Raw genomic sequence first — 20,369 nt, 5'->3', positions numbered from 1 at the left:
AAAAAATACCGCACTTTACCTTGATAAAAATGGCACAGTTTAAACCGTGCCATTTGTGAATTGAAATTGTGGGCTGGGGTTATTGCTTACGCCAAGTTGTGCCGTTTGCGCCGTCTTCTAATACGATCCCCATTGCGTTGAGTTGATTGCGGGCTTCGTCTGCGGCAGCCCAATTTTTCGCGGCACGGGCTTCGTTACGCTGTTTAATTAAGGCTTCGATTTTTGCCACTTCGCTATCATCTGCTCCCGCTTGTAAGAAGGCTTCTGGCGATTGTTGCAATAAGCCTAAAATGTTGCCAAGCTCACGCAGGCGGGCGGCGAGGTGATCCGCTTTGGTTTTATCTTCAGCTTTTAACTTATTGATTTCCCTTGCCATTTCAAATAATACGGAAATGGCATTTGGCGTGTTGAAGTCATCGTCCATCGCCTCTTTAAATTGGGCGACAAATTCTTCACCGCCTTGTGGGGCGACCGTGGCATCGGTGTCGCGTAACGCGGTGTATAACCGCTCCAATGCCCCTTGTGCGAGGTTAAGGTTTTCTTCGCTGTAATTGAGTTGGCTACGATAATGGGCAGTGAGCAAGAAATAACGCACCACTTCGCCATTATAGTGATTTAACACATCGCGAATGGTGAAGAAATTGCCGAGGGATTTCGACATTTTTTCTTTGTCCACCATTATCATTCCCGAGTGAATCCAATAGTTCACATAGTCGCCATTGTGAGCACAGCAAGATTGGGCAATTTCGTTTTCGTGGTGTGGGAACATTAAATCCGAGCCACCGCCGTGAATATCAAAATGATCGCCAAGTTGCTTGCTGTTCATTGCGGAACATTCGATATGCCAACCAGGGCGACCTTTGCCCCAAGGGGAATCCCAGCTTGGCTCGTTGGGTTTAGACATTTTCCATAACACGAAATCCATTGGGCTTTTTTTGATTTCTGAGATTTCAATTCTAGCTCCTGCTTGTAATTGGCTGAGATCTTGGCGGGAGAGTTTGCCGTATTGCGGGAAGCTTTCAATATCAAACATCACATCACCATTTTCTGCCACATAAGCGTGTCCACGCTGAATTAATTTCTCAACAATATCAATGATTTCTGGAATATGGTGGGTGGCGCGCGGTTCAACATTTGGACGTAAAATATTGAGCGCATCAAAATCGCGGTACATTTCAATAACCATTCGATCCACAAGTTGATCGCAGGTTTCTTTATTTTCGATGGCACGTTTGATGATTTTATCGTCCACATCGGTGATGTTACGCACATAGGTTAAATCATAGCCTAAATAGCGTAAATAACGGGCAATTACGTCAAAACAAACAAAAGTGCGTCCGTGTCCGATATGGCAGAGGTCATACACCGTTACGCCGCACACATACATTCCCACTTTATTCGGGTGAATGGGGGTAAAAACTTCTTTTTCTCGACTTAAGGTATTGAAAATTTTTAGCATTTGTTTGTTTCTCTTGAAATTAGACAAAATAATGGGCTGGAATTATACCGCACTTTTATGAAATAATAACCGCCTTTATCAGTTAGAGGAATACAACGATGACAATGGTTACCTTACACACCAATTTTGGCGACATTAAAATCGCATTAAACAGCGAAAAAGCACCGATCACCGCAGAAAACTTTCTAAATTACTGCAAAAACGGCTTTTATGATAACACGATTTTCCACCGCGTAATTAATGGCTTTATGATCCAAGGTGGTGGAATGGAAGCGGGAATGCGTGAAAAAGCCACCAATGCCCCCATCAAAAATGAGGCGAATAACCGCCTAAGCAACAAACGTGGCACCATCGCAATGGCACGCACGAGCGATCCACATTCTGCTACCGCACAATTTTTTATCAATGTGGCAGACAACAACTTCTTGGATTACCGCTCAAAAGAAATGTTCGGTAAAGAAGTCGTGCAAGAATGGGGTTATGCCGTTTTCGGTGAAGTGGTGGAAGGAATGGACGTTGTGGATAAAATCAAAGGCGTAAAAACCGGCAACAAAGGCTTTCACCAAGACGTACCAGTAGAAGATGTGATTATTCAATCGGTTAGCGTAGAATAATTTACCCCAAAAAGGAGGTTCACGGTTCACCTCCTTTATATTGTTAAAAATATTCCTATTTTAAACCGCACTTACACTTTAATGCTTACGGCATTAAAAGATTCGGAATAAAAGTAATAATTTGTGGGAATATAGTAATAAGCACCAAGGTAATAAATACTGGAATTAAAAATGGTAGTACGCCTTTCGTTACAGTACTCACAGACGTATTTCCCACACGAGCGACAACAAATAACGCCATTCCCATTGATGGAGTTAAAATACCAACCATCATATTCAGAGTCGTCATTACACCAAAAAATACCAGATCAATACCAAAATGTACGGCAATAGGGATCAACATTGGTAATACTAAAAATTGCAGAGCAAGAGCATCGATAAACATCCCCAAAAACAATAAGAGTAAATTGATCATAATGAGAACAGTGGTTGGCGTATCAGCCACTGCCATAAAGAGATCGGCAATACGTATCGCTATTTGTTCACGAGCGATCATATCACCAAAAAAAGTTACGGTCATAACCATTAAGGCTGTTACCCCTGTGATTGCCATTGCTTCGATGCAACTTTTAAATACCATTCTTAAGGTAAGTTCTCTGTAAACAAACATCCCAATGATAATAGAATAGGCAGCAGCAATTACGGCGGCTTCCGTTGGAGTAAATAAACCAGAAAAAATTCCTCCTATAATTAAAATTGGCGTCAAAATTGCCCAAATCGCTTTTTTAAACGCATCACAACGTTGCTGTAAAGAGGCTCGAGGAGTTCTAGGATAATGACGTTTTTTGGCAATAGCATAATTCATCATCATTAAAGCGATGGTGAGCAATACGCCAGGAACAAAGCCCGCGACAAAAAGTTTTGCGATAGATTCATTAGCAATCACGCCATAGATGATCATTGCGATACTTGGTGGGACGAGAGGTCCGATAATACAAGAGGCTGCTGTGATTCCACCGCAAATATCATCGTCATAGCCCGCATCACGCATGGCTTTGATTTCAAGTTGCCCTAATCCCCCTGCATCAGCTAAGGCTGAGCCTGACATACCTGAGAAAATCAAACTTGCTCCGATATTTACGTGTCCCATACCGCCTGAATAATGCCCTAATAAAGCTTTAGCGAAATTAAAAATTCGTTCTGTGATCCCACCTGTATTCATTAAAATCCCCGTTAAAATAAAGAATGGTACAGAAAGAAGTGGGAAGCTATTTAAACTATCAATTAATTTTGATGACGCGGAATTGACAATGTTCCAGCGTGTCATCGCAAAGTATAAAATGGTCACGATAAAGAGCGACCAACCCACTGGTGTGCCTAAAAACATAATGACAAGCCAAGCAATTAAGCACACATACACTGCATTACTACCTAATTTGATGTAGTTACTGATCCGCAAAGCTTTGAACCATTCAGGATGAATCATCAAAATCGCAAATAATAATAGGGCAGTAATCACATAAAAAGATACAGGCAAAAAGCTCTGTTGGTTCTTATAATTTTCACTTTGAGCTTGTAGAAATCGAATAAATATGAGTATTGAGATAAAAGGTAAAGGAGCATAAAGCCATTTTTCTGAAATTTGTAAAGATACGATCTCAAAGGTAGAATCTAAGAAAAGCTTAAAACCTAAATAGATAAATAAGAAAATGCAAGTAAAAATAATCAGTTGAACAAAGGAATTTAGCCATTTCTGTATTTTTTCTGGCATTAAATTCGTCAGAAAATCAATATAAATATGCTGTTGCGAGCGTGTTGCCATACTAATGCCAAACATTGCAACATATACAAAGAGTAAACGAGCGAGTTCTTCACTCCAAATAAATGGAGAATTAAAAACCTGACGAGCTAAAATTTGGGCAAGAAGAATAACAAAGATAGCAAGGAATAGCATTCCCCCTATCCATTCTTCTAATTTATTGAAATATTTCATAAGGACTCCAAAAGACATTCAGCCAAATATGCTGGTATTTTTCTATAACAAGCTGTGAAATCGAGTTGCTGCGTAATGTTTTCGTTCTCAAACTTTAATGAAGTAATATTTCAAAAAATTTGTAATTCTTATGTGAACGTGGACGTACATTATTTTTAGCAAAATAATTTTTCCCTTTTAAAATACAAGCCAAACTGTATTTTTTCAAACTATTTTATGAAATTTCACTCCATTTTATGATCAAGATCTCACTTTTAAAGTATTTCTCTTGTATTTTATTTTGAGAGGTCTATCCTAGCCCCAATGAAAATTAACTTCCTTTCTAAAAATATACTGGAGTTTATATGTCAAAATTACAGCTTAAAGACGTACTAAACCAAATTCGCTATGGGCTTATCGCTTCCTGCCAACCTGTTGATGGCGGTCCAATGGATAAACCTGAAATTGTGGCTGCGATGGCACAAGCCTCCGTGCTAGGCGGGGCGGCGGGGCTACGCATTGAGGGGATAAAAAACCTAAAAGCAACGCGTCCTTTGGTGGATAAACCCATTATTGGCATTGTAAAACGCGATTTGCCCGATAGCCCCGTGCGAATCACCCCATTTGTACAAGACATTGAAGAGCTGGCTCGAGCGGGTGCAGATATTATCGCCGTTGATGGAACATTACGCCCTCGCCCAGTGTCTATTGAAAGTGCGGTGCAAAAAATTAAAGAATTAGGTTGTTTGGCAATGGCAGATTGTTCCAATTTAGAAGAGGGGCTGTATTGCCAAAAACTAGGCTTTGATATTGTGGGTAGCACAATGTCGGGCTACACGGGAGGGGAAATTCCCACTGAGCCAGATTATCAGCTGGTGAAAGCTCTCAAAGCTGCAGGCTGTTATGTAATGGCTGAGGGGCGTTATAACTCGCCAGAGTTGGCGAAAAAAGCCATTGAAATTGGGGCTGATGTGGTAACCGTTGGCTCGGCTCTCACCCGTTTAGAACATATCGTAAGCTGGTTTGCAGACGCAGTGAAATCGGCAAAATGATAAAAACAAGGAAGGCGTTATGCGTTGTTTGAGCTTAGACATTGGTGGAACAAAAATTGCAGCGGCATTAATTGAGAATGGCGAAATCACTCAACGCCAGCAAATTCACACACCGCAAGATCAATCCGCACAGGGAATGGAACAAGCATTAGAAAGTTTGGTACGCGGTTATGCAGGACAGTTTGATGCGGTGGCAGTTGCCTCCACAGGGATTATTAATCAAGGTGTGCTAACCGCATTGAACCCAAAAAATTTAGGCGGACTGGCGAATTTTCCGCTGGAAGATTGTATCGCACGCTATACCTCCAAACCCATCGGCTTGTTAAATGATGTGCAAGCGGCAGTGTGTGCGGAATATTACCGGCAAGATAAAAGTGCGGTGCAAAATTTTCTTTTTATTACTGTTTCCACTGGCGTTGGCGGCGGAATAATTTTAAACGGAGAATTAACCACAGGGCCAAATGGCATCGCAGGGCATATCGGGCATATGCTGGCTGATCCTAACGGCCCAATGTGTGGTTGTGGTCGCCGTGGGTGTGTGGAAGCCATCGCGTCAGGACGTGCCATTGAAGCGGTAGCCTCGCAATGGGAAGATCCTTGCAGCCCGAAAGAAGTGTTTGAGCGCTTTAGAAAAAATGATGAAAAAGCCACCGCACTTGTGCAACGTTCCGTGCAAGCCATTGCCAATTTAATTGCTGATATGGTGATTAGCTTAGATATTCAAAAAGTGGTGCTTGGCGGTAGTGTGGGCTTAGCAGAGGGCTATTTGCCCTTAGTGCAGCAATATTTACAGCAAATGCCGACATTTTATCAGTGTCCGATCGAGCCTGCTCAATATGGTGCTGATGCGGGGTTATTAGGGGCGGCATATTGGCTAGAACAACAAAAATTATGATGTAAGCAGGAGTAAAAAATGATTTTAGGTGATTTAACGCGAAATGATTTTGCAAGAGGTTTACCGCGTGTGCTGGCAGAAATTTGTCATCAGCTCAAGCAAATGGATTTGTCTAAATTAAGTACGGGGCGACACGATTTAACCGATGAAATTTATATGAATGTGATGGCGTTTGACACTTCAGCAAGTGAAAGCAAACAGGCGGAGCTTCACTATAAATATATTGATATTCAACTTTTAATCTCAGGGCGAGAGGTGATTGAATACGGTGTGAATGAGCCAGACTTATCAGCCTATACGGAGTATAACGAGGCGGATGATTATCAGCTCACCCCTGATATTCCAAATAAAAGTGCGGTGCGTTTATTGCCAAAAATGTTTGCCATCTTTTTCCCTTACGAACCCCATAAACCGGGTTGCTTATTTAGTCATCATCCTGAGGCAATCAAAAAGTTAGTGGTGAAAGTGCCAGTTGAATTAGTGAGCTAAGTAAGAAGGAATTTAAATTATGGTGGCAACGAGCGGAAATATTTTAGATACCATCGGAGCGTTATATAACAGTCTCACCAAAACAGAGAAGAAAATCGCGACCACGATTTTATCTTCCCCGCATTTATTGAGCCAATTTTCTTTGGCTGAAATCGCAGAGCAATTTGATGTTGGCGAAGCAACATTCATTCGTTTTTGTCGCACGCTAGGCTTTAAAGGATTTACCGATTTTAAATTGCAACTTTCCATTGAATTGGCAACAAAAGATAAACAACCAAATTCATTATTAGAAAGTGATATTACCCAAAATGATGATACGCAAAATATTGCAGAAAAATTACATAATTCCATTAATAATGTCATTAAAGAAACCATTAATTTGCTGGATGTAAAACAGTTAGAACAAGTAGTAGTGGCAATGCGACAAGCCAAACGTGTGTTTCTTTTTGGTGTGGGCTCTTCAGGAATTACCGCAGAAGATACCAAACACAAATTAATGCGTATCGGCTTACAAGTTGATGCCATTAGCAATAACCATTTTATGTATATGCAAGCGGCGTTAATGAACAAAGATGATGTGGTGATTGGGATCAGTCATTCGGGCTATTCAAAAGAAACCACGCAATCCTTAAATATCGCCAAGAAAAACGGGGCAACCACCGTTGCACTCACCCATAATTTACGTTCACCCATCACTCAAGTGGCGGACTATGTGCTGATTAACGGGCATCGACAAGGGCAGTTGCAAGGGGATTCCATTGGCACGAAGATTGCTCAACTTTTTGTGCTAGATTTAATTTATGCTCTGATTGTGCAAGCGGAAGAAGAAAATGCCACTGAAATCAAACAAAAAACGGTGAATGTGATTTTAGAACAACGCATCAAATAGTTAGCTTAGGAGAAACAAATGAAAAACTTAAAAGGGATCTTCAGCGCACTTTTAGTGTCTTACAACGAAGATGGCTCAATCAATGAACAAGGCTTACGTCAAATTATTCGCCATAACATTGATAAAATGAAAGTCGATGGCTTATATGTGGGCGGAAGCACAGGGGAAAACTTTATGCTTTCCACCGCGGAGAAAAAAGAAATTTTCCGCATTGCCAAAGAGGAAGCCAAAGATCAAATTGCCTTAATCGCCCAAGTGGGAAGCGTAAATTTACACGAAGCAGTGGAGCTTGGAAAATATGCCACCGAGCTTGGCTATGATTGCCTCTCTGCGGTAACACCGTTTTACTACAAATTTAGCTTTGCGGAAATCAAACATTACTACGATACCATTATTGCGGAAACGGGCAATAATATGATTGTGTATTCTATCCCATTCTTAACAGGGGTAAATATCGGCGTGGAACAATTCGGCGAACTCTATAAAAATCCAAAAGTGATCGGGGTGAAATTCACCGCGGGGGATTTCTATTTATTAGAACGCTTGAAAAAAGCCTATCCCGATCACCTTGTTTGGGCAGGCTTTGATGAAATGATGTTGCCAGCGGTTGCCCTCGGCGTGGACGGTGCAATCGGCAGCACCTTTAACGTCAATGGACTTCGTGCTCGTCAAATTTTTGAATTAACACAGGCTGGAAAACTCGCCGAAGCTCGTGAAATTCAGCACGTTACCAATGATCTCATCGAAGGCATCTTAGCCAACGGCTTATACCTCACTATCAAAGAGCTACTCAAATTAGAAGGGGTAGACGCTGGTTACTGTCGTGAACCAATGACTGCCAAAGCCACAGACCAACAAATCTCGGTGGCAAAAGAATTAAAAATGAAGTATTTATAAATACCCTGTTTGATCTGTACTTTACAACCTCATTCAGGAAGTAAGGTACAGATTCTCCTTTTCATTATTTTTTCTGACACTTTGGACAGAAAAAACTATTACGTTGTCCGATTACTAGACTTTCAATTTTTGTCCCGCACGTTGGACAAGGTTTATCCTTATTGCCGTAAACCCGTAACTCTTGGGCGAAGTAGCCTGGGCGACCGTCAGGTTGGAGGAAGTCTTTCAGGGTTGTTCCGCCTTGTTGTATGGCGGTGGCTAGCACTTGTTTGATCGTGGCAACCAGCAATTCACACTGTGCTTTATTGAGGGTTTTGGCTAATTTTTGCGGGTGTAATCCGCATAAAAATAGCGTTTCGTTCGCATAAATATTGCCTACCCCAACGACAACGGCGTTATCCATTAAGAAAGTTTTAAGTGCGGTCTGTTTTTTACGCGATTTTTTGAACAGATATTCCCCAGTAAATTCTGCTGAAAGGGGTTCTGGACCCAGTTTAGCAAAAAGATGAAAATCCGCTAAATTATCCGTCCAAAGCCAAGCACCAAAACGACGGGGATCGTTATAGCGTAGCACTTTGCCGTTATTCATTACGATGTCTAAATGATCGTGTTTATCAATTGGGCTGTCTTGTGGCACAACACGCAATGAGCCTGACATTCCCAAATGTCCAATGATCACACCTTTTTCCGTATGAATGAGCAAATATTTTGCTCGTCGGGAAAGATGGCTCACTTTAACCTGCTTAAACTCACTTAATTGCGGGCTAACTTCCCAGCGTAATTTAGGATTGCGTACCACGATTTGTTCAATGGTAAATCCTGTTAAATAAGGGGAAATCCCATTTTTTGTGGTTTCGACTTCAGGTAATTCAGGCATTTTTTCTCCGTGCGAATGGTAGTAAATAGAGACAATCAAGGAAAAGCCAAGAAAAGTAGCTATAAAAAAACCCGAACGAGTCGGGTTTTTCTAATTCATCAAAGCCAAATTATTTAATTTTAGCTTCTTTGTAAATAACGTGTTTACGCACAACAGGATCAAATTTTTTGATCTCCATTTTTTCTGGCATATTACGTTTGTTTTTAGTTGTTGTGTAGAAATGACCGGTTTCAGCTGTTGAAACTAAACGGATTTTTTCACGAGCACCTTTAGCTGCCATTTTTTAGCTCCTTAGATTTTCTCGCCACGAGCACGGATTTCAGCTAACACCGCATCAATGCCCTTTTTATCAATAATACGCATACCTTTCGCTGTTAAGCGTAAAGTTACGAAACGTTTTTCAGACTCAACCCAGAAACGGTGAGTGTGTAAGTTAGGAAGAAAACGACGACGTGTCGCGTTCATTGCGTGTGAGCGGTTGTTACCAACAGCTGGACGCTTGCCTGTTACTTGACAGACTCTAGACATATTAATCTCCAATAAATCAAATATAAGCTCGAGCTTAGGGTTCGGATTACTGCAAACTAAGTTTGCAAGCTACCTCGTCAGGTCGCTGTAACCGACCCGCATACGATATTAAAGGTGGCAAATTATACTCACTTTATCCTTTAGACTCAAGCCTAATTCTGTCATTTCATGAAATAAATGCGAAAAAAAATCCGCAAAGACATTCACTTATCCCCGCCTTTTACAGCCACCCTTTCTCACTAAAGGAAACATAGCAGCCTTTTCCAATAACAAAATGATCCAAAACGCGAACCTCCATCAGCTCCGCCGCTTGCTGAATTTTCTCTGTAATATTACGATCTGCTTGGCTTGGCTCAGCAATTCCTGAGGGATGATTATGAGCCAAAATAATCGCTGCCGCATTGCAAAATAATGCCGTTTTTACGATCTCGCGAGGATACACCGCCGCACTATTGATCGTGCCGAGAAACATTTCTTCTTTTTTTATTAGGCGATGCTGATTATCTAAAAAAAGTACCCAAAAAACTTCCCGCTCTTTGTTTTCCAGCTCCGTTTGCAGATACATTCGCACAATCTCAGGGCTAGTAAAGGCTTGTGCCATTTCTAATTCTTGCAATAAATAGCGTTTCGTCATTTCCGTGCAGGCTTGAAGCTGAATAAATTGTGTGATGCCTAACCCTTTGACTGCACAGAAATGTTGTTGATCCGCACAGATTAACTGGCGAAGCGAGCCAAAATGGGCGATCACCTTGCGGGATAATTCCATTACGGAGCAGTTTTTGATCCCCGTGCGTAAAAAGATCGCTAATAATTCGCTGTCATCAAGGGCTTCCGCCCCCCATTGCAAGAGTTTTTCTCGTGGCATTAATTCAGACATTGCTATTACTGATTTTGCGTTATGAATAGGGGATCTTTTAGCACAGTCAGGGGAAAGAAACGATAACTTGAGATCAGTTTTGCGATCAGGATCGAAAATTTGGATTTTTTATTGCGAAAAATTACAGTAAAATTGACCGCACTTTGAATTAAAATGAAATCGAATAATGCAAGATCTTCAAGGAAAACATCTCGTTGTTGGCATAACTGGCGGGATTGCGGCGTATAAAAGCATTGAGCTTATTCGCTTGCTTCGCAAAAGCCAAGCGGAAGTGCGTGTTGTGCTAACCCCCGCGGCGGCGGAATTCGTTACGCCTTTAACCCTGCAAGCCATTTCGGGCAACGCGGTGGCACAATCCTTACTTGATCCGCAAGCTGAGCTAGCAATGGGGCATATTGAGCTGGCTAAATGGGCGGATTTGATCCTGATCGCCCCAGCCAGTGCGGACTTTATCGCTCGCCTCAATGCAGGAATAGCAAATGATTTGCTTTCTACCCTATGTCTTGCCACAGATGCGCCGATTTTGCTTGCTCCCGCGATGAATCAACAAATGTTTCGGCAAGCAATCACTCAGCAAAATTTAGCTCACTTGCGTCAGCGAGGCATTTTGACCGTTGGCCCGAACAGTGGTGAGCAAGCCTGCGGTGATGTGGGATTTGGGCGAATGTCAGAACCGCAAGAAATTTACACCGCACTTTGCGAAATTTTGTTATCTCCACAAGATCTTAGTCATTTAACCATTGCTATCACGGCTGGTCCAACCCGCGAAGCCATTGATCCTGTGCGTTACATTAGCAATCACAGCTCAGGCAAAATGGGCTTTGCCATTGCTGAAGCCTTTGCTCAACGCGGAGCGAAAGTGAAGTTGATTGCAGGGCCAGTGAATTTGCCTACGCCAGCTCAAGTGGAACGCATTGATGTGATTTCCGCACAAGAAATGACTGAAGCGTCTCTTGCTCTCGCACCAACAAGTGATATTTTCATTGGTTGTGCAGCGGTGGCAGATTATCGCGTTGCGGAAATGGCGAAGGAAAAGATCAAGAAAAAGGAAAATAATGATCGGCTGACGTTAGAATTAGTGAAAAATCCTGATATTATTGCTACGGTTGCTCAGCTAGAAACGGATCGCCCTTTTGTGGTGGGATTCGCGGCGGAAACCCAACATCTGGCACAATATGCACAGGATAAATTAGTGCGGAAAAATTTAGATTTAATTTGTGCCAATGATGTGTCGAATGGGCTGGGTTTCAATGCGGAATATAATCAGCTACACCTCTTTTGGCGTGATGGTAATGTGCAATTACCTCTTACTCATAAAAAAGATCTCGCGGTACAATTAGTGCAACATATTGTTGAACAGCACCAGCGTCATCTACAAACGCGATTACATAAGGAATAAGATGAAAAAAATTGACGTGAAAATTTTAGATCCGCGTATTGGTGCGGATTTCCCCCTCCCAAGTTATGCCACAGAAGGTTCAGCGGGCTTAGATCTGCGTGCGATGATTGATGAAAGCATTGAGCTTCAAGCGGGCGAAACCAAACTGATTCCTACAGGATTATCTATTTATATTGCCGATCCCAACCTTGCGGCGATGATCCTGCCTCGCTCAGGTTTAGGACATAAGCACGGGATCGTATTAGGCAATCTAGTGGGCTTGATCGATTCTGATTATCAAGGCCCTTTAATGGTTTCAATGTGGAATCGTAGTGATCAGCCTTTTAAAGTAGAAGTGGGGGATCGCGTTGCCCAACTCGTCTTTGTACCTGTAGTACAGGCGGAATTTAATGTGGTAACGGATTTTGCCCAAACAGAACGCGGAGAGGGCGGTTTTGGACATTCGGGTAAACAATAGAGGAAACGGCGTGGAACAGCAACTTGAAATTGCGGAAATCGAACCCGCTCCCGTAGAAAATAAAAGTGTCAAAATCGAAAAACGTAGCCTGAAAGAACGCCGTCAGCAAGTGCTAACGGTGCTCACCCATATGCTGCATTCTGAACGTGGAATGGAGCGAATGACAACTGCACGCTTAGCCCAAGAAGTGGGGGTTTCAGAAGCAGCATTGTATCGTTATTTCCCAAGCAAGACCAAAATGTTTGAAGCCTTGATTGATAATTTAGAAAGTAATTTATTTAGCCGTATCAACCATTCCATCAAACACGAAATCAATACGATGAATCGCGTACGCAATATTATGCAAATGATCCTCGATTTTGCACGCAAAAACCCTGGCTTAACCCGCATTTTGACTGGCCACGCCTTAATGTTTGAAGAACCACAACTGCAAGCCCGCGTCGCTCAATTTTTCGATCGCCTAGAGTTCCAATTTATCAATATTTTACAAATGCGGAAATTACGCGAAGGCAGAGGGTTTCAGCTTGATGAACGGATCATCGCTTCTTATCTCGTCAATATTTGTGAAGGGCAGTTTATGCGATATGTACGTTCTAACTTCCGCTATAATTCTTATCAAAGCTTTGAGCAGCAATGGAAACTGATTGAAGTTCACTTTGCATAATAATAATTTTTAGGTAATATAATGATCATTCCTTGGGAAGAACTTGAAGAAGAAACACTGATAAATATTGCGGAAAGTTTTATTTTGCGCGAAGGAACAGATTACGGGGTAGAAGAATTATCTCTACAGCAGAAAACCCAAAATTTACTGGCCAAAATTCGCCAAGGACAGGCGGTAATAGTTTGGTCAGAATTACATGAGTCCATTGATATTAAAGATAAAATGGAATTTTTTAATCACTGATGATGAACAGGGAGACATCGTGCAAGAATTACAAGGACAATATACTCCGCCAATGGATCCAACATTAGAATGGTTTTTATCTCACTGTCATATTCACAAATACCCTACCAAAAGCTCGATCATTCATGCTGGAGAAAAAGCTGAAACATTGTATTACTTAATCCGGGGCTCGGTTGCAGTATTAGTTAAAGATGAAGATGGGAAAGCGATGATCCTGACTTATCTAAATCAAGGAGATTTTTTTGGTGAAGCCGGTCTGTTTGAAGAAGGTCAAGAACGTTCTGCTTGGGTAGAAACAAAAACAACTTGTGAAGTGGCTGAAATCTCTTATAAAAAGTTTCGTCAACTTATTCAAGTAAATCCTGAAATTTTGATGTATTTATCAGGTCAGCTTGCCCGCCGTTTACAAAATACCTCAAAGCAAGTTCGTAATCTTGCTTTCTTAGATGTTGCTGGGCGTATTGCTCAAACATTATTAAATCTTGCTAAAATGCCAGATGCAATGACGCATCCAGAAGGAATGCAAATAAAAATTACCCGTCAAGAAATCGGTCAGATGGTTGGTTGTTCTAGAGAAACAGTGGGACGTATTCTGAAAATGCTAGAGGATCAGCACCTTATTTCTGCTCACGGTAAGACCATTGTTGTCTATAATTCAAGATAACATAAAGGAAAGATAAACCAAAGGCGGCGAGAATTTAGTTAGAATTCATACCGCCTTTTTTATTCTTATATTACCTAAATCATCCTTTAGTTTTATGAACTCGATTTTTTACGGCGTTTTAACGTGTCTAGTAAAACTGCAACCACAATAATTAAACCTTTTACAATTTGTTGCCAATAAGGATCAACCCCTAACATATTTAAACCTTTATTGGTTGTGCCGATGATTAAGGCTCCAATGACACACATTGGAATGCTACCAAACCCGCCACTGAGCGAAACACCTCCTATGACAGCGGCCGCAATCGCATCCAGCTCCCAAGCTAAACCATATGAGGGATTGCCTGCGTAAGTTCTGGCGGCAAGTAATGCACCTGCAAGACCAGATAATGCCCCTGCTAAGGTATAAACGAGGATTAAGGTTTTTGTGGTGTTAATACCACAAATTTTGGCGGCATTTAGGTTTCCTCCCACCGCATAAACATGGCGACCAAAAGTAGATCGGCTAAGTAAAATATGGGAGCCGATAACAATAAGGATATATAAAATCACTAATCCCAGAAGCCCAAAAATATCCACATCCGCAATCCAAGTAAAGGCTTCGGAAGAGGCATCAATCGGGCGGCCATCTGAATATAATTGAGCCGCACCGCGAGCGATAATCATCATTCCTAAGGTGGCGATAAAGGGAGGGATAGCCCCAACAGCTGTTAATGTGCCGTTAATCGCACCGAGCAATGCCCCTAATGCTAGCGAGATGGCAAAAGCAAGGATCGCTGCACTAACAGAATCGCCACCAGTAACAATAGAAGCAGATACTACGGCGGTGAGTGCAACCAGTGAACCCGAAGACAGGTCAATCCCTGTAGTGATAATGGCAAAAGTTACCCCAATAGCAATAATGTCGAACATAGAAACTTGCTCTACGATACTCCAAACTGTACGAGCTGAGAAAAAGCCATCAATAGATACGGAAAGAGCTAAAAATAACCCAATGAGGATAAACACCATTCCATAAGCGTTTATCATTTTTTTTAACGTCGCATTTGACATAATAAATACCTCGCTTGTCTCATAATTTTCTTTTTATCAATTACTTATCTCACTAGCAGGATACACCTGAAGCTAATTCTAAAACGCGTTCTTGCGTTAGTTCCTGATAGGGAATAATGCCAACTTGCTGCCCTTCGTGCATAACCATAACGCGATCACTCATAGAAAGTAATTCCAACATATCTGATGTAATCATAATGATGGTTTTACCCTGTTTAGAAAGCTCAATCATTAATTTGTATAATTCTGCTTTTGCTCCCACATCAATGCCTTTGGTGGGTTCATCAAGAATGAGAATGTCAGGTTCAAGAAGTAGCCAACGAGCCAATAGTACTTTTTGCTGATTTCCCCCTGATAAATTGTTGGTGATGACATCAACATTGGGGGCTTTAATTTTTAATTTGTCTTTTTGCTCATAGGCGGTTTTTTGAGCTTTAGTGACAGAAACCAAAAAGTTTTCTAAATAAGGCGACATTTTGGGCATAATCATATTGTCTGTAATGCTTAAATTTAGGAATAAGCCAGTTAATTTTATGGGGTAGTAACAATATTTGCATAAAGTAAAGGAAAAAAATTTGGGGTAAAAAATTGCGGGAGGGCTTGTGGTTATTGGGATTGTTACGGTTGGGGCGTTGGTTTTATGCAAAATAAGAAAATGGGCAGAAATGGTGGAAAATGGGTAAAAATTGGATTATTTTTTGCATAAAAGTGATCGGGTTTTAGGTAGCTTTTGAAAGATGTTTAAAACAAGTTTAAAAAATCTAAAAATGACAATAAAGACTAGGCAAGGCGATTTCAGGTGAAATCGCCTTTATTTTTTGGTTAAATTTATGGTCTTTGATGCGTTTAGGTGAAATCTGGCTTATTTTTGTGAGGATTATGCCTAAAAATCACGATAGCCACGCACTACTTGCCCAATAACGATAAGGCTATTTGCTTCTTCTGCTTCCAGCTTTAATAGGCGGTATGTTGGGTTATCGCTGATTAGCTCTACTCCATCATAGGTTAGCTATGTTTTTTCTCACTTTATCATCTGTGAGAACTACACAGTAAATTTATTTAACTGTGTAGTTAGTGCCAATTTCTTATAAAGTAAACAGAATACATAAATGATAATATAATCAATATGTTGTAAACTTTATGTGTTTTTCTCAGGATTTCTTTTTGTGTAGTCTAATAACTCTTTTTCTGTGTATTCAGCTAAACGCATATTAGCGATAGAATGCTTGCAGCACATTTTAGCTGTTTCAGAGATTAATTGCCTACCTTGGGTATCGCTTCTTCTAAAATTTGCCAATAACTTTATCTCATCCATATTCAATAAAACTGGATTTATTGCATCAGAAGGCGTGATTAGTGAAGGCGAAATTGTTTTAGAGTAATCATCCATATCTATTTCAGTTGCTTTATCTTTAATAGCATTCACAAGCTCTTCGTTATTGGCGTTATTCGTTTCTCTCACCCCAGATAGTATATAGTTAATATCCACTTTTAAATCTGGGCGTTCAAGTTCTAATAATCTTAAAGCATTTTCAGGAAATACACCTCGACGTTTTCTTTCAGCAAAAGCACTTTTTGACATCTTTAAAAGTTCAGCTACTTCTTTATCCATCGTTAGCGATAGTTCAGTTTTTAATCGATTGGCGATATCTGTGAAATTTTTCATAAAAACCTCTTGAAATTCATAAAAATCACATTTAATATGAACTCAGTAAACAATAATGAGCTTTATGATTTCATATTAATTCGTATTGTTCTTATTTTAGTTCAAAATGTATTTTTAGTCCATAGAGGAGTTTGTATGAGAAAAAGAACAAGAGATGAAGCTAAGAACTGGTTCAGGGAAATGAATGTAACTCAATCAGAATGGGGGCGAAGAAATGGTTATAGCGCTAATGAAATTAGCCGAGTATTGACAGGAAAATCAAAATGTCTTTATGGAAGAGAGCGAGAAATTGCGATTAAGCTCAATATCGCGTTAGAAAGTTAGAGGCTCATATGTGTGAACTAAAGCCATATTACTCTGCACAAGAGTTGATATGTTTACGTCTATCAGTCTTACCAACGACCAAAAAAGCAGTCATAGATAAAGCCAAACGTGAAAACTGGCAGTCTCGTAAACGTGTTGGTCGTGGCGGTGGTCTGGAATATGCCCTTTCTTCTTTGCCACAGGATGTACAGGACGCAATCAGGGATAAATTTGCCACATCGGTGGTGGTAGCTAAGCCAAAAAAATTACCTGTAATGCGATCGGTTGTGCTAACTGAGCTGACCGAAAAACAACGCCAAGCGGCGGAAGCAAGAATGGCGTTGGTGGCGTATGTGCTGAAGTTGGAAGAAGTGCAACCCCGTTATAAAGCAGTGAAGTTTTTTTGCCAACAGGCTAAACAACATTTGTTATCACCTGAATTAATGCAATTAGTGGCTAAGGCGAATAACAAAAAAGGTGAAAGCCGTGTGATTGGTGAACGCACCTTAAATCAATGGGTGTTGGATTATGAAAAAGCGACCACCCCAGAAGAGCGTTTAAAAGCCCTTGCACCGATGCAACGGGTAGCTAAAAAAGCGGAAGAAATTAGCTGGTTGCCTGATTTTTTAGCGGAATATCGCCAAACCAACGGCATTAATGTGGCAGAAGCCTATGGCTATTTTGCTCAACATTGGCGAGAGCGTTTTGCGGATCAGCCATTAATGCTTGAAATGTTGCCAAGCCTTGATCGTGTTAGACGGGCGCTTGCCAAACTGCCCCGCCACATTAAGGAAATTGGGCGTAAAACAGGTGCTGAATTGCGTGCGTTGAAGACTTATGTGAAACGGGATTGGTCGAAATTGTTGGTGAATGATGTGTGGGTGGGTGATGGACACAGTATGAAAATGAAAGTAGCTCACCCTGATCACGGTCGCCCTTTTATCCCTGAAATCACGCTGATTATGGACGCCCCTTGTCGTTACATTGTGGGCTGGTCGGCAAGCCTTTCAGAAAATGCCCTTGCGGTGGCAGATGCGTTACGCAATGGCATTGAACAGCACGGTATCCCCGCGATTTATTATTCGGATAACGGGGGCGGTGAGAAAAACTGGCTACTTGATGGGGATATTACTGGAATGTTGCCCCGCTTAGGTATCAATCACCAAACAGGGATACCGGGCAACCCACAAGGGCGTGGGATTATTGAGCGGGTACACCAAACGATTTTATATCGCATTGCACGCCAATTTGAAACTTATCACGGCAGCGGTGCCGATAGGGAAACGGTGAGAAAGGTTAGCACAGGTGTTATCTCCCTTGAAAAAGCCTTGCGAAAAAACACCGCACTTGAAGATTTAACGCCGAAACAACGTGGTGCTATGGGTAAGTTACCCAGTTGGAATCAGTTTTTAGATGCGGTGCAAGCGGGCATTGATTGGTACAACAATGAGCATAAACACAGTGAAATTGGTTATGTAACGCCTGCAACAAAACGCCGTGAGTTAATGGCAAAAATGGGTGAGGAAAATCTGCTTTACCTCACCCCAGTTGAAGCCAGGGATTTATTCCGCCCTGCGGTAGAACGCACACCAGAGCGTGGTTGGGTACGATTATTTAATAACTACTACTTTAGTCAGAAGTTATTAGATGTTGATGGGCAAAAAGTGCAAGTTGCCTTTGACATCCACGACCCAAGCAAGGTGATAGTGCGTAAATTAGACGGTGTGTTTGTGTGTTATGCAGAACTTGATGGCAATAAACGTGATGCATTCCCAATGAGTTTTGTGGAGAAAACGAGAAAAGAACGTCATCAACGCAGGGCAAAACTCAAACAAGAACAACTTGATGAAATTAATGCTGAACTTAACCCTGTTATCACCATTGAACACAAAGAAAGTGCGGATTGGTTACATCAATTACGCATCAATCAACAAAACGAATGGGAAGAGACAGAAGAAATCGCCGTATTTCCAAGCGAAATGAAACGTCAATTAAAAAGAAAGGTAGGTTAAACAATGAAAGAACAATTACAACGCTATATGCAGACACACGGGCTAACGCAAGGGCAAATTGCAAAAGCCATTGGGAAATCCATTACCACCGTCAGCCAGTATTTAAAAGGCAATTATAACGGGAAAACCGATGAAATTGATGATGCGGTAGCTCGTTTGTTGCAACGTGAAAAAGATAAGGTGGTGGAACGCCGTTTTAACAGTGAATTTGTGGAAACTTATGCGGCTCAACGTTGCTTAGATGCTATTTACACCGCTCACGCTGAAGGAGAAATCGTGGTGATTGTCGGGGCAGCGGGGTTAGGTAAAACGCAAGCCTTAAAGCATTACGTCTCTCAAAACCCTGAAACCTTATTTATTGAGGTAAACCCAAGTTTTAATCCCAAAGTGTTATTAAAAAAATTGTGTCGGCAGGCGGGGTTAAGCGAAAACGGCGTAAATTATGAACTCTTTGATCGCATTACAGAAAAACTCGGAGAAGGACGCTTAATTGTGGTGGATGAGGCAGAGTTATTAAACACAAAATGCTTGGAGTATTTACGCCGCATTCACGATTTAACGGGGTGTGGATTGGTGATGGCAGGAATGCCGAAATTAATTGTTAATTTAAAGGGTGTTTATGGCGATCTTGCTCAACTTTATAGCCGTTCTGGTGTGCTTTGTGATTTACAAAATGCCTTAGAAAAAGAGGACATTGATATGCTTGCCGAACAGGGGTTAGGAACAGGTGAATTTAACGACTTACTTTACAAAGTAAGCAAAGGCAACGCCAGACGTTTAAACAAATTAATGCGAGGGGTGATCCGCGTGGCAGAAATGCACGGCAAACCGATTAGCGAGGCACTGATTAACCGTTATGCGGAAATGTTGATTAATTAAGGGGGCAATGATGAGAGTTGATGTTACATACGAAAAAAAAGTGTATCAACGCTGGAATGATCAGCGACTGGCGGGGTTAAAAGAGTTTAATGTGCGAAAAGGTGTTGTTGCTTTTAAAAGAGGTCGAAAACACTTTGATTTTTCGGTCGCTTTGGCTGTTGTAGGTAATCCAGATTGTAGCAAAGCTGACATAGATAATAGCTCTAGGGTTGTGATGAGTTTTGAAAAGGGATGTTTTAGGGATAGAAGAAGTTGGTATGTAGCTTACTGGTATTTAAGAATGTTTATTAACAATAGGTAGTGATTTAAGGAGAAAGAAAATGGCAAGAGCCGACATTATTGATACCGCGTATTTACTCCGTCGCGAAGGGGTGGAGATTGTGAAATCGAAAGATGGACGTTTTCCGAGTTTTTTAATTTTACGCCCAAGTAAACGCCTAATGGCATCCGCTACACAGATTGTAGAAAAGATCAATGGGCAACGTCGTGAGCGGTTTATCACGAAAGTGGGAAATTGTACGGTGTACTGGTTTTGAGGTGA

24 protein-coding genes and 1 pseudogene are annotated in these 20,369 nt (G+C 41.3%); 16 read left to right on the top strand and 9 right to left on the bottom strand.

Annotated elements, in window-relative coordinates; translation table 11 throughout:
* Positions 1 to 79 precede the first annotated feature (79 nt).
* On the bottom strand, positions 80 to 1,459 hold the full coding sequence (cysS, locus tag DXZ23_RS08805) for a cysteine--tRNA ligase (protein WP_017805679.1): 1,380 nt from the start codon (positions 1,457 to 1,459) through the stop codon (positions 80 to 82).
* Positions 1,460 to 1,563: 104 nt separating this feature from the next.
* On the opposite strand from cysS, the gene DXZ23_RS08800 reads away from it, so the two are divergent.
* Positions 1,564 to 2,073: a peptidylprolyl isomerase gene (locus DXZ23_RS08800; RefSeq protein WP_021724462.1), complete on the top strand. Its 510-nt coding sequence runs from the start codon at positions 1,564 to 1,566 to the stop codon at positions 2,071 to 2,073.
* A gap of 85 nt (positions 2,074 to 2,158) precedes the next feature.
* Here DXZ23_RS08800 and DXZ23_RS08795 read toward each other — a convergent pair whose 3' ends face one another.
* Complete coding sequence (locus DXZ23_RS08795; RefSeq protein WP_017805677.1) at positions 2,159 to 4,006, bottom strand: TRAP transporter large permease subunit; 1,848 nt, start codon at positions 4,004 to 4,006, stop codon at positions 2,159 to 2,161.
* Between the two features lie 344 nt (positions 4,007 to 4,350).
* On the opposite strand from DXZ23_RS08795, the gene DXZ23_RS08790 reads away from it, so the two are divergent.
* The 5 genes from DXZ23_RS08790 to nanA are packed head-to-tail and all read left to right on the top strand — an operon-like array spanning position 4,351 to position 8,207.
* Complete coding sequence (locus tag DXZ23_RS08790; RefSeq protein WP_017805676.1) at positions 4,351 to 5,037, top strand: N-acetylmannosamine-6-phosphate 2-epimerase; 687 nt, start codon at positions 4,351 to 4,353, stop codon at positions 5,035 to 5,037.
* A gap of 19 nt (positions 5,038 to 5,056) precedes the next feature.
* Positions 5,057 to 5,932, top strand: coding sequence for an N-acetylmannosamine kinase (locus DXZ23_RS08785; protein ID WP_017805675.1), 876 nt, complete (start codon positions 5,057 to 5,059; stop codon positions 5,930 to 5,932).
* A gap of 18 nt (positions 5,933 to 5,950) precedes the next feature.
* Positions 5,951 to 6,421, top strand: coding sequence for an N-acetylneuraminate anomerase (gene nanQ, locus DXZ23_RS08780; protein WP_017805674.1), 471 nt, complete (start codon positions 5,951 to 5,953; stop codon positions 6,419 to 6,421).
* Positions 6,422 to 6,443: 22 nt separating this feature from the next.
* The gene (locus DXZ23_RS08775; protein ID WP_026138483.1) at positions 6,444 to 7,310 is read left to right on the top strand and encodes a MurR/RpiR family transcriptional regulator; all 867 of its coding nucleotides are present in this window, start codon (positions 6,444 to 6,446) and stop codon (positions 7,308 to 7,310) included.
* 18 nt (positions 7,311 to 7,328) lie between these two features.
* The gene (nanA, locus tag DXZ23_RS08770) at positions 7,329 to 8,207 is read left to right on the top strand and encodes an N-acetylneuraminate lyase (protein ID WP_017805672.1); all 879 of its coding nucleotides are present in this window, start codon (positions 7,329 to 7,331) and stop codon (positions 8,205 to 8,207) included.
* A 64-nt stretch (positions 8,208 to 8,271) separates the two neighbouring features.
* Here nanA and mutM read toward each other — a convergent pair whose 3' ends face one another.
* The 4 genes from mutM to radC form a co-directional block, all read right to left on the bottom strand.
* Complete coding sequence (mutM, locus tag DXZ23_RS08765; protein WP_017805671.1) at positions 8,272 to 9,084, bottom strand: bifunctional DNA-formamidopyrimidine glycosylase/DNA-(apurinic or apyrimidinic site) lyase; 813 nt, start codon at positions 9,082 to 9,084, stop codon at positions 8,272 to 8,274.
* A 109-nt stretch (positions 9,085 to 9,193) separates the two neighbouring features.
* A complete protein-coding gene (rpmG, locus tag DXZ23_RS08760) occupies positions 9,194 to 9,364 on the bottom strand; it encodes a 50S ribosomal protein L33 (RefSeq protein WP_005542835.1) in 171 nt (56 codons plus the stop codon).
* A gap of 11 nt (positions 9,365 to 9,375) precedes the next feature.
* Positions 9,376 to 9,612, bottom strand: a complete 237-nt coding sequence (gene rpmB, locus DXZ23_RS08755; protein ID WP_011608297.1) for a 50S ribosomal protein L28 — start codon at positions 9,610 to 9,612, stop codon at positions 9,376 to 9,378.
* 220 nt (positions 9,613 to 9,832) lie between these two features.
* Positions 9,833 to 10,489, bottom strand: a complete 657-nt coding sequence (gene radC, locus DXZ23_RS08750) for a RadC family protein (RefSeq protein WP_017805670.1) — start codon at positions 10,487 to 10,489, stop codon at positions 9,833 to 9,835.
* A 166-nt stretch (positions 10,490 to 10,655) separates the two neighbouring features.
* Between radC and coaBC the strand changes: the two genes are divergently transcribed.
* The 5 genes from coaBC to crp are packed head-to-tail and all read left to right on the top strand — an operon-like array spanning position 10,656 to position 13,916.
* Entirely contained in the window at positions 10,656 to 11,888 is a 1,233-nt protein-coding gene (gene coaBC / locus DXZ23_RS08745; RefSeq protein ID WP_017805669.1) for a bifunctional phosphopantothenoylcysteine decarboxylase/phosphopantothenate--cysteine ligase CoaBC, read from the top strand.
* Position 11,889: 1 nt separating this feature from the next.
* Entirely contained in the window at positions 11,890 to 12,345 is a 456-nt protein-coding gene (gene dut / locus DXZ23_RS08740) for a dUTP diphosphatase (protein ID WP_017805668.1), read from the top strand.
* Positions 12,346 to 12,382: 37 nt separating this feature from the next.
* The gene (gene slmA, locus DXZ23_RS08735) at positions 12,383 to 13,009 is read left to right on the top strand and encodes a nucleoid occlusion factor SlmA (RefSeq protein ID WP_238544406.1); all 627 of its coding nucleotides are present in this window, start codon (positions 12,383 to 12,385) and stop codon (positions 13,007 to 13,009) included.
* Positions 13,010 to 13,030: 21 nt separating this feature from the next.
* Positions 13,031 to 13,252 carry a YheU family protein gene (locus tag DXZ23_RS08730; RefSeq protein ID WP_017805666.1) on the top strand — a complete coding sequence of 74 codons (222 nt, stop codon included), beginning with the start codon at positions 13,031 to 13,033 and terminating at the stop codon, positions 13,250 to 13,252.
* 52 nt (positions 13,253 to 13,304) lie between these two features.
* Positions 13,305 to 13,916, top strand: coding sequence for a cAMP-activated global transcriptional regulator CRP (gene crp, locus DXZ23_RS08725; RefSeq protein ID WP_103846681.1), 612 nt, complete (start codon positions 13,305 to 13,307; stop codon positions 13,914 to 13,916).
* A 92-nt stretch (positions 13,917 to 14,008) separates the two neighbouring features.
* On the opposite strand, the gene DXZ23_RS08720 is transcribed toward crp, so the two are convergent.
* The 3 genes and pseudogenes from DXZ23_RS08720 to DXZ23_RS08705 form a co-directional block, all read right to left on the bottom strand.
* Complete coding sequence (locus DXZ23_RS08720) at positions 14,009 to 14,968, bottom strand: ABC transporter permease (protein ID WP_017805664.1); 960 nt, start codon at positions 14,966 to 14,968, stop codon at positions 14,009 to 14,011.
* Positions 14,969 to 15,020: 52 nt separating this feature from the next.
* Positions 15,021 to 15,500, bottom strand: a pseudogene (locus DXZ23_RS08715) (ATP-binding cassette domain-containing protein); the annotation flags it as partial.
* Between the two features lie 606 nt (positions 15,501 to 16,106).
* The gene (locus DXZ23_RS08705) at positions 16,107 to 16,634 is read right to left on the bottom strand and encodes a helix-turn-helix domain-containing protein (protein WP_017806815.1); all 528 of its coding nucleotides are present in this window, start codon (positions 16,632 to 16,634) and stop codon (positions 16,107 to 16,109) included.
* A gap of 135 nt (positions 16,635 to 16,769) precedes the next feature.
* On the opposite strand from DXZ23_RS08705, the gene DXZ23_RS08700 reads away from it, so the two are divergent.
* From DXZ23_RS08700 to DXZ23_RS08680, 5 genes are read left to right on the top strand one after another with little or no spacing between them, the layout of a single operon-like run.
* The gene (locus DXZ23_RS08700) at positions 16,770 to 16,958 is read left to right on the top strand and encodes a helix-turn-helix domain-containing protein (RefSeq protein ID WP_017806814.1); all 189 of its coding nucleotides are present in this window, start codon (positions 16,770 to 16,772) and stop codon (positions 16,956 to 16,958) included.
* 8 nt (positions 16,959 to 16,966) lie between these two features.
* Positions 16,967 to 18,949, top strand: coding sequence for a Mu transposase C-terminal domain-containing protein (locus DXZ23_RS08695; protein WP_035695902.1), 1,983 nt, complete (start codon positions 16,967 to 16,969; stop codon positions 18,947 to 18,949).
* 3 nt (positions 18,950 to 18,952) lie between these two features.
* Positions 18,953 to 19,828: an AAA family ATPase gene (locus DXZ23_RS08690; RefSeq protein ID WP_017805659.1), complete on the top strand. Its 876-nt coding sequence runs from the start codon at positions 18,953 to 18,955 to the stop codon at positions 19,826 to 19,828.
* Positions 19,829 to 19,835: 7 nt separating this feature from the next.
* Complete coding sequence (locus DXZ23_RS08685) at positions 19,836 to 20,129, top strand: hypothetical protein (RefSeq protein ID WP_123797017.1); 294 nt, start codon at positions 19,836 to 19,838, stop codon at positions 20,127 to 20,129.
* Between the two features lie 19 nt (positions 20,130 to 20,148).
* Positions 20,149 to 20,364 carry a Kil protein family gene (locus DXZ23_RS08680; RefSeq protein ID WP_021724467.1) on the top strand — a complete coding sequence of 72 codons (216 nt, stop codon included), beginning with the start codon at positions 20,149 to 20,151 and terminating at the stop codon, positions 20,362 to 20,364.
* Positions 20,365 to 20,369 lie beyond the last annotated feature (5 nt).

The sequence above is a fragment of the Avibacterium paragallinarum genome, from assembly GCF_900450705.1.
GTDB lineage: Bacteria > Pseudomonadota > Gammaproteobacteria > Enterobacterales > Pasteurellaceae > Avibacterium > Avibacterium paragallinarum.
The sequence above is the reverse complement of the archived record's forward strand: the minus strand, read 5'-3'. Positions and strand labels throughout refer to the sequence as shown.

Bases quoted from the DNA above. Each gene is read 5' to 3' on its own strand.
- DXZ23_RS08695 (WP_035695902.1), top strand. From the start codon at position 16,967: ATGTGTGAACTAAAGCCATATTACTCTGCACAAGAGTTGATATGTTTA.
- nanA (WP_017805672.1), top strand. From the start codon at position 7,329: ATGAAAAACTTAAAAGGGATCTTCAGCGCACTTTTAGTGTCTTACAAC.
- radC (WP_017805670.1), bottom strand. From the start codon at position 10,489: ATGTCTGAATTAATGCCACGAGAAAAACTCTTGCAATGGGGGGCGGAA.
- DXZ23_RS08800 (WP_021724462.1), top strand. From the start codon at position 1,564: ATGGTTACCTTACACACCAATTTTGGCGACATTAAAATCGCATTAAAC.
- rpmG (WP_005542835.1), bottom strand. From the start codon at position 9,364: ATGGCAGCTAAAGGTGCTCGTGAAAAAATCCGTTTAGTTTCAACAGCT.
- DXZ23_RS08785 (WP_017805675.1), top strand. From the start codon at position 5,057: ATGCGTTGTTTGAGCTTAGACATTGGTGGAACAAAAATTGCAGCGGCA.
- DXZ23_RS08685 (WP_123797017.1), top strand. From the start codon at position 19,836: ATGATGAGAGTTGATGTTACATACGAAAAAAAAGTGTATCAACGCTGG.
- DXZ23_RS08720 (WP_017805664.1), bottom strand. From the start codon at position 14,968: ATGTCAAATGCGACGTTAAAAAAAATGATAAACGCTTATGGAATGGTG.
- DXZ23_RS08730 (WP_017805666.1), top strand. From the start codon at position 13,031: ATGATCATTCCTTGGGAAGAACTTGAAGAAGAAACACTGATAAATATT.
- cysS (WP_017805679.1), bottom strand. From the start codon at position 1,459: ATGCTAAAAATTTTCAATACCTTAAGTCGAGAAAAAGAAGTTTTTACC.
- nanQ (WP_017805674.1), top strand. From the start codon at position 5,951: ATGATTTTAGGTGATTTAACGCGAAATGATTTTGCAAGAGGTTTACCG.
- DXZ23_RS08680 (WP_021724467.1), top strand. From the start codon at position 20,149: ATGGCAAGAGCCGACATTATTGATACCGCGTATTTACTCCGTCGCGAA.
- coaBC (WP_017805669.1), top strand. From the start codon at position 10,656: ATGCAAGATCTTCAAGGAAAACATCTCGTTGTTGGCATAACTGGCGGG.
- DXZ23_RS08705 (WP_017806815.1), bottom strand. From the start codon at position 16,634: ATGAAAAATTTCACAGATATCGCCAATCGATTAAAAACTGAACTATCG.
- DXZ23_RS08690 (WP_017805659.1), top strand. From the start codon at position 18,953: ATGAAAGAACAATTACAACGCTATATGCAGACACACGGGCTAACGCAA.
- mutM (WP_017805671.1), bottom strand. From the start codon at position 9,084: ATGCCTGAATTACCTGAAGTCGAAACCACAAAAAATGGGATTTCCCCT.
- dut (WP_017805668.1), top strand. From the start codon at position 11,890: ATGAAAAAAATTGACGTGAAAATTTTAGATCCGCGTATTGGTGCGGAT.
- crp (WP_103846681.1), top strand. From the start codon at position 13,305: ATGGATCCAACATTAGAATGGTTTTTATCTCACTGTCATATTCACAAA.
- rpmB (WP_011608297.1), bottom strand. From the start codon at position 9,612: ATGTCTAGAGTCTGTCAAGTAACAGGCAAGCGTCCAGCTGTTGGTAAC.
- DXZ23_RS08795 (WP_017805677.1), bottom strand. From the start codon at position 4,006: ATGAAATATTTCAATAAATTAGAAGAATGGATAGGGGGAATGCTATTC.
- DXZ23_RS08700 (WP_017806814.1), top strand. From the start codon at position 16,770: ATGAGAAAAAGAACAAGAGATGAAGCTAAGAACTGGTTCAGGGAAATG.
- DXZ23_RS08790 (WP_017805676.1), top strand. From the start codon at position 4,351: ATGTCAAAATTACAGCTTAAAGACGTACTAAACCAAATTCGCTATGGG.